This is a genomic window from Micromonospora sp. HM5-17 (assembly GCF_003762835.1).
Classification (GTDB): Bacteria; Actinomycetota; Actinomycetes; order Mycobacteriales; family Micromonosporaceae; genus Plantactinospora.
Genome location: NZ_RJWA01000012.1, coordinates 101,290 through 111,369, shown reverse-complemented (window position 1 = coordinate 111,369; position 10,080 = coordinate 101,290). Strand labels below are relative to the sequence as shown.

General features: G+C 72.5%; 7 protein-coding genes and 1 tRNA gene. 1 reads left to right on the top strand and 7 read right to left on the bottom strand.

Annotated features, from left to right (window positions below; genetic code table 11):
• Window positions 1-63: 63 nt before the first annotated feature.
• From EF879_RS24845 to EF879_RS24820, 6 genes are all read right to left on the bottom strand, one after another.
• Window positions 64-135, bottom strand: a tRNA-Val gene (locus EF879_RS24845).
• 98 nt (window positions 136-233) lie between these two features.
• A complete protein-coding gene (locus tag EF879_RS24840) occupies window positions 234-698 on the bottom strand; it encodes a peroxiredoxin (protein ID WP_123562729.1) in 465 nt (154 codons plus the stop codon).
• 154 nt (window positions 699-852) lie between these two features.
• Window positions 853-1,287, bottom strand: coding sequence for a DUF3052 domain-containing protein (locus EF879_RS24835; protein ID WP_123562701.1), 435 nt, complete (start codon window positions 1,285-1,287; stop codon window positions 853-855).
• Between the two features lie 110 nt (window positions 1,288-1,397).
• Window positions 1,398-3,776 (bottom strand): thiamine pyrophosphate-dependent enzyme, encoded by a 2,379-nt coding sequence (locus EF879_RS24830; protein ID WP_370375556.1) that lies wholly within the window; start codon window positions 3,774-3,776, stop codon window positions 1,398-1,400.
• Between the two features lie 335 nt (window positions 3,777-4,111).
• Entirely contained in the window at window positions 4,112-5,770 is a 1,659-nt protein-coding gene (locus EF879_RS24825; RefSeq protein WP_123562697.1) for a DUF4139 domain-containing protein, read from the bottom strand.
• 136 nt (window positions 5,771-5,906) lie between these two features.
• The gene (locus EF879_RS24820; RefSeq protein ID WP_123562695.1) at window positions 5,907-6,311 is read right to left on the bottom strand and encodes a YjbQ family protein; all 405 of its coding nucleotides are present in this window, start codon (window positions 6,309-6,311) and stop codon (window positions 5,907-5,909) included.
• A 340-nt stretch (window positions 6,312-6,651) separates the two neighbouring features.
• On the opposite strand from EF879_RS24820, the gene aceE reads away from it, so the two are divergent.
• Window positions 6,652-9,408, top strand: coding sequence for a pyruvate dehydrogenase (acetyl-transferring), homodimeric type (aceE, locus tag EF879_RS24815; RefSeq protein WP_123562694.1), 2,757 nt, complete (start codon window positions 6,652-6,654; stop codon window positions 9,406-9,408).
• 206 nt (window positions 9,409-9,614) lie between these two features.
• Here the strand turns inward: aceE and EF879_RS24810 are convergent, their stop codons facing one another.
• A complete protein-coding gene (locus EF879_RS24810; RefSeq protein ID WP_123562692.1) occupies window positions 9,615-10,055 on the bottom strand; it encodes an SRPBCC family protein in 441 nt (146 codons plus the stop codon).
• Window positions 10,056-10,080 lie beyond the last annotated feature (25 nt).

The following is a 10,080-nucleotide window of genomic DNA, read 5'->3' as shown; positions in this document are numbered from 1 at the left end:
ACCGTTGCTGTCAGCGGCCGGATTCTCGATCATCGGGATCGGATCGGTGCTGGTGGTACCTAGTGGGCGCGGCAGGGTTCGAACCTGCGACCCCTCGCTTGTAAGGCGAGTGCTCTCCCGCTGAGCTACGCGCCCGGAGACACCCATGCGGACGACCGGCGGCGGCAAGCTTACCCTGCCGCCGTGCTCTCCCGTCGACGGAGTTTGACCGGATCGATCCCGCCGACGGGTGCTCAGGCCAGTGCCTCGGCCAGCGCCTTGCGCCAGGCTTCCTGGTTGCGCGGCTCGCCGGGCTGGTTAAGCTCTGCGAACCGAACCGTACCGGCCTTGTCGATCACGAAGGTGCCGCGGTTGGCGAAGCCGGTCTCCTCGTTGAAGACGCCGTACTTCCGGGCGACCTCCCCGTGCGGCCAGAAGTCGGCCAGGAGCGGGAACTGGAAACCCTCCCGCTCGGCCCACACCTTGTGCGCGAAGACCGAGTCGACGCTGACGGTCAGGACCTGGACGTCGTCGTTCTGGTACGCGTCGAGGTTGTCCCGCACCTCGGTCAGCTCGCCCTGGCAGATCCCCGTGAACGCCAACGGGTAGAAGACGAGCAGGACGGCACGCCGGCCCCGGAAATCGGCGAGCCGAACCTCCTGGTTGTTCTGGTCCTTCAGCACGAAGTCGGGCGCCTCGGCGCCCACCTCGATCGGCATGTTCTGCCTCCCTCCGGTCGCGGCCCGCCCTCGGTCGCGGCCCGCCGCGTTGATCATATGGGGGCCGCGGCCCGGCCGGATCGCGGCGTACCGCCTCCCCAGGATCCGTCGGCCGGCACGACCGGTGGGGAGGACGGCACCCTGCCGAGGCCCGCTACTTCTTGGCCTTGCCGCGGCGGAGGACCAGTCGCGCGGCGCTCCAGTCCCGGCCGGCGTTGACCGTCGACGTCTGCTGCAGGCCAGCGGTGGGCGCCGACTCGCTGATCTCGCTCGGCTCGACGTGTCCGTCCCGACCGGCCTTGGGGGTCAGCAGCCACACCACCCCGTTGTCGGCCAGCGGGCCAAGGGCGTCCGTGAGCAACTCGAACAGATCACCGTCGCCGTCCCGGTACCAGAGCAGCACCGCGTCGACAACCTCGTCGGTGTCCTCGTCCACCAACTCTCCGCAGCGATCGGTCAGGGCGTCGCGGAGGTCGTGGTCGACGTCGTCGTCGTACCCCATCTCCATGACGACCATCCCCGGCTCGATGCCGAACCGGTCCGCCAGACTCCGTACGCCGTCGGCGGCCTGACCAGCGGTCGCGCTCACTGTCACGTGCCTCCTCATCTCCCTGCCAGCGGCATCCTTGCGACGCCGATGACGCAAAGTCCACACAGTTGTCCGGCCGCGCGCAAGTGGCGCACCGAGTCGAAGGGAATTTACCGTGCCAGCAGCGTGCGGGCACCCTGGGTAATGGCCTCCTCGGAGACGAGAACCCGCTGGGCAGCCGGACCCAACGGGATAAAGGTGTCGATAGCAGCGATCCTACGGGCAGATCCGACAAATCCCGCATCAACCAGTGCCGCCACCACCCCCTCCCCGACTCCGCCGGATCGGCGTGTCTCGTCCACGACCAGCACCCGACCGGTCGCCGAGGCCTCCCGGATGATGTCCGCCACGGGCAGCGGCGCCAGCCACCGCAGGTCGACCACCCGGGTGCCGATCTCCTCCTCGGCGAGCCGGGCAGCGGCCCGGAGCGACATCCGAACCCCGTTACCGAACGTGATGATCGTGATGTCCTCGGCCGAGCCGACGCCGTAGACCCGGGCCCGGCCGATCGGCACGTGGCTCGCCGACCAACCGCCCGGGCCGACGTACGGCGCGAGCCACTCGCCGTCGCCCTCGACGTACAGGTCGCGGGTGTGGTAGAGCGCGATCGGCTCCAGGAACACGCAGACACTCCCGTCGACGGCCGCGCTGGCCAGGCACGTGCGGAGCATCGGCGCCGCGTCGTCGGCCCGGGCCGGCACCGCGAGCACCAGGCCGGGAATGTCCCGCAGCACGGCCAGGGAGTTGTCGTTGTGGAAGTGTCCGCCGAACCCCTCCTGGTACGCCAGGCCGGCGATCCGCACCACCATCGGGTTCCGGTACGCGCCCCGGGAGAAGAACTGCATCGTCGCCGCCTCGCCCCGCAACTGGTCCTCGGCGTTGTGCAGGTACGCCAGGTACTGGATCTCCGGTACCGGCAGCATCCCGCCGAGCCCGGCGCCGAGGCCGAGCCCGAGGATCGAGGTCTCGTCCAGCAGCGTGTCGAAGACCCGCGAGGCGCCGAACCGCTCGCGCAGCCCCTTGGTCACCCCGTACACCCCGCCCTTGGCCGCCACGTCCTCGCCGAAGACCGTCATCTGGGGATACTCGATCAACCCGTCGGCGAGCGCGGCGTTGATCGTCTGGGCGAGGGTGAGCGGCCCCGCGTTCTCCGGCAGCTTGCCGTCGAAGGCGGCGGCGCGGGCGGCGGCCCCCGGCCCGGCGGCCCGATTGGCGGCCTCGGTGATGGCCCGGGCGACCCGGACCGGACGCCGGGGGGCGAGCGGCGCGACGATGTCGGCGGCGTTGTCCAGCTTCGGCTCGCCGATCACCTCCTCGGCGACCTTGCGGATCTGCCAGCCGATCTCGTCGTACCGGGCGATCACCTCCTCCGGGGTGACCAGCCCCGCCTCCACGAGCACTCGGGCGGTCGCCACCACGGGGTCGCGTTCCAGGTCCCGGGCGATCTCGGCGGCGGTCCGGTACGCCACCTCCGCGTCGGCACCGGCGTGCCCCATCAGCCGTACGGTGGACAGGTGGAGCACCGCGGGCCGACGGTGCCGGCGTACCCAGGCCGCCGCCTCGACCGCCACGTCGTACGCCTCGACCGGGTCACACCCGTCGGCCGCGAAGTAGCGGATCCCCGGCTTGGCCCGCAACGTGTTCGCCACCCAGCCCTCCGGCGACCGCACGCTGATCCCCAGGCCGTTGTCCTCGCAGACGAAGAGCACCGGGATCCGCAGCCCGCTGTGGTCGCACCAGCCGGCGGTGTTGAACGCGGCCACCGCCGTGGCGTGGTTGACCGAGGCGTCCCCGAACGAGCAGAGCACGATCGCGTCGGCCGGCCAGGGCGACTCCGCGTCGGTCCGGGCCCGGCCCGGACCGGCCGCCGGACGTCGGGCCGACGTCCGGGCGTCGACCCGGCGGCGCTGCCGCTCGATGGCGAAGCCGAGCCCCACCGCCCGCGGCAGGTGTGAGGCGATGGTCGATGTGGTGGGCACGATCGAGAGCGCGGAGTTGCCGAAGACCTTGTGCCGGCCGCCCGCCACCGGCTCGTCGGCGGAGGCCACCACGCCCCGCAGGACGTCCCGGGCGGCGCTCAGCAGCGCGTCGGACGGCCCCTCCGGGTCGTCCGTGTCGGAGCCGGCGAGCCCGGCGCCGCCGCTGCTCTCCTGCCCGCGCATCGCCTGGGCGACGCGTTCCGCGATGCCGACCTGGTGAACGAGGCGACCGCCGTCCGGCCCGGACCCGGCGCCGTCCCGCGCGGCGGCCGCCTGGGAGGCGCGGGCACAGTAGAACCCGCCGGACCGGTAGTGCAGCAGTGCCGGGTCGGTCGGCCGGACCGCGAGCGCCACCGCGGCGTTCCCCTCGTGCCCGGACGAGCCGATGGTGTAGTACCCCTCCCCGAAGCTGCGTAGCCACCGGGCGGCCAGGTCCAGGTGCCGGCTGACCAGTTGGGCGTCGAACAGCGCCTGCGCCCGCACACCGTCGAGGGTGCCGCCGTCGCGCACCGGCTCCTCCGGTGCGCGGGCAGCGGTCGACGCCGTGAGGGCGCCGACCGCCTCCCGGAACCGTTCGTCGAGATCTTGGGGGGTGGTCACGTCGCACAGCATTACCGACCACGGCCACCGCTGACCACTCAGACACGGCACCACCACCGGGGTGTCGCGCACTTTCCGTTCATGGTCGACTCCGGACGGTCGTCGTCGGTGGCCGCCCGCCGGCCACCGATCCCGGCCACCCCGAGCGCGTCGGCCGGCGGTGCGCCGGGCGCGCCGGCCGGCGGTGTCCCGGTCGGCACCGGGGCGAAGCCGAGCCCGGCCTCCAGACTGTTCGCGCCTCCGGGCTACTCGCGCCAGCCGACCAGCTCGACCCCCTTCGCCAGCTCCACGCGCAGCCCGAAGACGATCTCCCGACTCGCCCCCGGCGCCAGCTCCAGCCGCCAGCGCAGCTCCCCCAGATCGCCTCGCTCCGTCGGCGCGGGGTCGAGCCGCAGCTCCCGTACGGTGATCCCCTCCGCCCGCGAGACGGGAAGCTGGTCAAGGACGGTCACCCGGGCCGGCCGGGGCGTGTGGTTCGCCACGGTGGTCCGGTACTCGACCTCCCGGCGCCGGGTCGAGCCCAGCGTCGCCTTCGTGTCCGTACGCCGGACCAGCTCGCGCTTCACCCGGATCCGGTCGTCGAGGCCGAGCGCCAGCTCGACCTCCTCGCCCGGTGCCCAGACCGGCAGCGGCGTGCTGCCGACGAAGTCGCCGCCGTGGAAGACCGAGGCCGGGCCGGGCAGCAGGGTGTGCGGGGAGCTGTTGACCACGGTCGCCCGGAGGTGGACGTCCGGGGTGCGGACCGGCGCGGTGAGGTAGTCGAGCGCGGCGGTGAGGTCGAGCACCGCGACCACGGCCCGGTGGGCCGCGCCGTCGGCCGGCACCGCCACCGGACGGGCCGGCCGGTAGGTCGCCGCCACCACGCCCTGCTCCAACGTGGCGGTGGGCTGCGCCACCGGTGCCGCGCGGTGCCGCGCCCCGGTCGGGGCGGGCGGCGGCGGACCGCCGGGGGCACCGGCCGCCGCGGCGGCGAGGACGCGTACCGGCCCGGCGCCCCGGGTCGCCTCCTCGGCCGCCCACACCGTCCGGTCGGCCTGGTCGAGGTACCAGGGCGTCAGCTCTGGCAGGGCCGTACCGGTGGTCGGGCGGGCCGTGGAGAGTTCCAGCTCGCACTCCGGCCAGTCCTCGCCGGTGCGCTGGCTGACCAGCCCGAACCAGGTGACCGTCAGCGTCTCGTCAACCAGTCGCAGGTCGTACGAGGAGGTCCAGCCCGCCCCGGCGACGACGTACGACAGGTCGAGCCGGACCGTTGCCCCCGGGTCGGCGGATTCGGGATCGGCCGGGGCGCCGGCGCTCTCCGGCTCCGTCCCGCCGTCGGCGTCGACCCGGACGACCACCTCGGCGGCCAGCCGATCCGGCTGCCGCTTGCCGGGCAGCGCCGCGAGCTCGCGTTCGACCGCGGCGAGACGCTCCTGCGTGTCGTCGCGACGCCGGTTCAGCTCGCGCCGCCGGGCCTGGGACGCCGCGGTCTGCTCCGCCACCGAGTCGAGGAATCCGCCGACGTCGGCCGGGGTTGCCTCCCCACTCGCGAGCGCCCGCGCGTAGGTGCCGCCCGCCCGCTGGGCGAGGAGCGTGAGGACCTCGGCCCGCTGGGTCTCGACCGCCTCGGCGTCGGCCAGCTCGACCAGTTCGGCGGCCAGGTCACGGCGCCGCTGTTCCAGCTCGGCGGCGGTCTGGTCGGAGGTGCGTGGCGACACCTCGGTCACGATGTCCACGCCAAGCACACTCGCCGGGCCCTGGCCGCTCACCCGTACCGAGTCCCGGTGCAGGCCGAGCGGCAGCGACCCGATCCGCAGTCGGTGCTCCCCGGGGGCCAGCCTGAGGTCGGCCCGGCGGGTCACCCGGGCCCGGTCCGGATAGACCGTCACGGCGACGATCGGCGCGTCAATCCGGGATGATGTCATCGCGCGAGGCTACCGGACGGCTGCCACCCCGGCCGGCCGCGCCGGCCCGCCCCGACGGTCACCCGGGTCAGCCTGCCTCGGCGGTCACCCGGATCAGCCTGCCTCGGCGGTCACCCGGATCAGCCCGCTTTGGTGGTCAGCCGGGCAGGAACGAGAACCGGACCTGGCGGGTGCTGTTGTCGCCGTTCGGGTCGACCAGGCAGATCGACTGCCAGGTGCCGAGCGCCAGCCGTCCGCCGAGCACCGGCAGTGTCGCGTACGGCGCCACGAAGGCGGGCAGCACGTGATCGCGCCCGTGCCCCGGGGATCCGTGCCGGTGCCGCCAGCGGTCGTCGGCGGGGAGCAGGTCGTCGAGCGCGGTCAGCAGGTCGTCGTCAGAGCCGGCGCCGGTCTCGATGATCGCCACGCCGGCGGTGGCGTGCGGGACGAAGACGTGCAGCAGCCCGTCGCCCTTGCCGGCGAGGAAGCGCTCGGCCTCGTGGGTGATGTCCCGGACGACCGGACGGGAGCCGGTCCGGATCGTGATCACCTCACTCTGCATGCCCCCAGTCTGCCCCAGCCGGCTCGGGCCCGTCGCAGCCGCCCCGCGACGCGCGGCCCGAGGCCCCGTCGCGGGCCGCCGGATGGGGGGCGGACCGCCCCGGAAGCGGGCCCGGGCCAGTCGGCGACGGCCGGTCCGGGAGGACCGGCCACCCCGCGCCGGGCCGGCCCGATTGTGCACGTCGTGGGAACATCCGGCCCGGCAACGCCGTGGTGCCGGAAAGTTACCACCTGGTACCTGTGTCGAGCATCGCCTCTGCCCGGTCTGGACGTGACGGCGGTGGCGCAAGGAGGCAGGATGGCGCTAGAGACCTATCCCACACACAACCTAGGGAACGCCTGTGGCCACGGAACGCAAGCGCCCGGTGATCAGCGACGGCCTGCCGAGCCAGCTTCCGGACATCGACCCCGAAGAAACCAGTGAATGGGTCGAGTCACTCGACGGTGTCATCGACGCACGCGGCGCCAAACGCGCACGGTACGTCATGCTGCGCCTGCTAGAGCGGGCCAGAGAGCGCCAGGTCGGCGTGCCCCCGCTGACCACCACCGACTACATCAACACGATTCCCCCGGAGCGGGAACCGTGGTTCCCCGGAGACGAGCACATCGAGCGGCGGATCCGGGCATACATCCGCTGGAACGCGGCGATGCTCGTGCACCGGGCGCAGCGGCCGGAGATCGGTGTCGGCGGGCACATCTCGACCTTCGCCAGCTCCGCCTCGCTCTACGAGGTGGGCTTCAACCACTTCTTCCGGGGCAAGAACCACCCCGGCGGTGGTGACCAGATCTTCTACCAGGGTCACGCCTCGCCGGGGATGTACGCCCGAGCCTTCCTGGAGGGGCGGCTGACCGAGAGCCAGCTCGACGGCTTCCGGCAGGAGCTCTCGCATCCCGGTGGCGGCCTGCCGTCGTACCCGCACCCGCGGCTGATGCCGGACTTCTGGGAGTTCCCCACCGTCTCCATGGGCCTCGGCGGGCTCAACGCGATCTACCAGGCCCGGTTCAACCGCTACCTGTACCACCGGGGCATCAAGGACACCTCGGACCAGCACGTCTGGGCGTTCCTCGGCGACGGTGAGTTGGACGAGCCGGAGACGCTCGGCGCGATCGGCGTGGCGGCCCGAGAGGAGCTGGACAACCTCACCTTCGTCGTCAACTGCAACCTGCAACGGCTGGACGGGCCGGTGCGGGGCAACGGCAAGGTGATCCAGGAGCTGGAGGCGTTCTTCCGGGGCGCCGGCTGGAACGTGATCAAGGTGATCTGGGGCCGGGAGTGGGACCCGCTGCTCGCGGCGGACACCGACGGCGCGCTGGTCAACCTGATGAACACGACCCCGGATGGCGACTTCCAGACCTACAAGGCGGAGTCCGGGGCGTACGTCCGGGAGCACTTCTTCGGCCGCGACCCGCGCACCCGCAAGCTCGTCGAGCACATGACCGACGAGGAGATCTGGAACCTCAAGCGCGGCGGGCACGACTACCGCAAGCTGTACGCGGCGTACAAGGCGGCGGTCGAGCACACCGGACAGCCGACGGTGATCCTGGCCAAGACGATCAAGGGCTGGACGCTCGGGTCGAGCTTCGAGGCGCGCAACGCCACGCACCAGATGAAGAAGCTGACACTCGAGGACCTGAAGCGTTTCCGCGACCGCCTCTACCTCGACATCCCGGACTCGGCGCTGGAGCGCAACCCCTACCTGCCGCCGTACTACCACCCGGGGGAGAAGTCCGAGGAGGTGGAGTACCTGCGGGAGCGGCGCCAGCAGCTCGGTGGCTACCTGCCGTCGCGTCGGACCACCCACATCCCGCTGCAGATCCCCGGCAAGGAGCGCTTCGCGGACATCAAGCGGGGGTCCGGCAAGCAGAAGGTCGCCACCACCATGGCCTTCGTCCGGCTGCTCAAGGACGTGCTGAAGGACCGGGAGTTCGGCAAGCGGTTCGTGCCGATCATTCCGGACGAGGCCCGCACCTTCGGCATGGACTCGCTCTTCCCGACGCAGAAGATCTACTCCCCGCACGGGCAGCGGTACACGTCGGTGGACCGGGAGCTGTTCCTGTCGTACAAGGAGGCCGTCAACGGGCAGATCCTGCACGAGGGGATCAACGAGGCCGGCTCGGTCGCCTCGTTCACGGCCGCCGGTACGTCGTACGCCACGCACGGCGAGCCGATGATCCCGCTGTACATCTTCTACTCGATGTTCGGGTTCCAGCGCACCGGCGACGGGTTCTGGGCCGCGGCCGACCAGATGGCCCGGGGCTTCGTGCTCGGCGCCACCGCCGGCCGGACCACGCTCAACGGTGAGGGCCTCCAGCACGAGGACGGCCACTCGCACCTGATCGCCGCGACCAACCCGGCCGTGGTGGCGTACGACCCGGCGTTCGCCTTCGAGATCGCGCACATCTTCGAGAGCGGCCTGCACCGGATGTACGGCGAGAAGCCGGAGAACGTCTTCTTCTACCTCACCGTCTACAACGAGCCGATCGTGCAGCCCGCGGAACCGGCCGGACTGGACGTCGAGGGGCTGTTGAAGGGGATCTACCGGTACGCGCCGGCGCCCGCCGTCGCCACGGGTGACGGTGACGCGGCACCGCGGGCCTCCATCCTCGCCTCCGGCACCGGCATGCAGTGGGCGCTCAAGGCACAGCGCCTGCTGGCCGAGGAGTGGGGCGTGGCGGCGGACGTCTGGTCGGTCACCTCCTGGACGGAGCTGCGGCGCGACGCCGTGGAGTGCGAGGAGTACAACCTCCTCCACCCGGGCGACGAGCCCCGCGTGCCGTACGTGCAGCGCAAGCTGGCCGAGGCCGAGGGGCCGTTCATCGCGGTCAGCGACTGGATGCGGGCGGTCCCCGACCTCATCGCGCGCTGGGTTCCGGGCGACTACACCTCGCTGGGCACCGACGGCTTCGGCCTCTCGGACACCCGGCACGCCCTACGCCGGCACTTCCACGTGGACGCCGAGTCGGTGACCGTCGCGACCCTGCGGCAGCTGGCGATGCGCGGCGCGGTACCGCCGTCGGTGCCGGCCGAGGCGGCGAAGAAGTACGCACTCGACGACGTGACGGCGGCCCCGGTGGGCGAGACCGGCGGGGACTCCTGAGATCCGTCGAGGGCGGAGACCGGAAAACCTGACGGCGGGGCGGATCGCGTACGGCGGTCCGCCCCGCGGTGTGCTCCGGGCGGTCTCCCGCCACGACCGCCTCCCGACGGTGGCTCCGGCATTCCCGGCGGCGACTCCGGCAGGACCGCCGGGAAGCGGGGCGGTCGGGTCGGCTCGCCGCCTCGCCGCTTCCCGGTCGGCCGGTCTCAGCCGACGGCGGCCAGGCAGCCGGTGAGCCGGGCGAGCGAGCCTTCCAGGTCGGCCCCGATCCGCCGCATCCCCCAGCGCAGCAGGGCGCCGCTCACCGGCCCCGCGGGCCAGCGGACCATGATCAGGCGGACCGTCGTGCCGTCCTCCTCGGGGGAGAGCTCGACGTAGATCTCCGTCCGTGCCTCGGCCCGGGCGCCCGCCCCCTCGGCCCGTTCTCGCCAGGCGATCAGCGTCGGCTCCTGATACGCGATCACCTCCGCGTCCAGCGCGCGCCGGGCGGCGTGCACCCGCTGCCGCCGGCCGACACCCTCGCCGGAGATCACCTCCGCCTGCCGCACCCCGGCCAGCCAATCCGGCAGGTGCTCCGCCCGCTGGACCAGGTCCCACACCGCCTCGATCGGCGCCGCCACCCGCGCGCTGCGTTCGATGAGCATCATCCTTGAGTCGCCTCCATTGCGGACA

Coding starts and splice junctions, on each gene's coding strand:
- EF879_RS24840 (WP_123562729.1), bottom strand. CDS start 698: ATGCCGATCGAGGTGGGCGCCGAGGCGCCCGACTTCGTGCTGAAGGAC.
- EF879_RS24820 (WP_123562695.1), bottom strand. CDS start 6,311: ATGCAGAGTGAGGTGATCACGATCCGGACCGGCTCCCGTCCGGTCGTC.
- EF879_RS24825 (WP_123562697.1), bottom strand. CDS start 5,770: ATGACATCATCCCGGATTGACGCGCCGATCGTCGCCGTGACGGTCTAT.
- EF879_RS24810 (WP_123562692.1), bottom strand. CDS start 10,055: ATGATGCTCATCGAACGCAGCGCGCGGGTGGCGGCGCCGATCGAGGCG.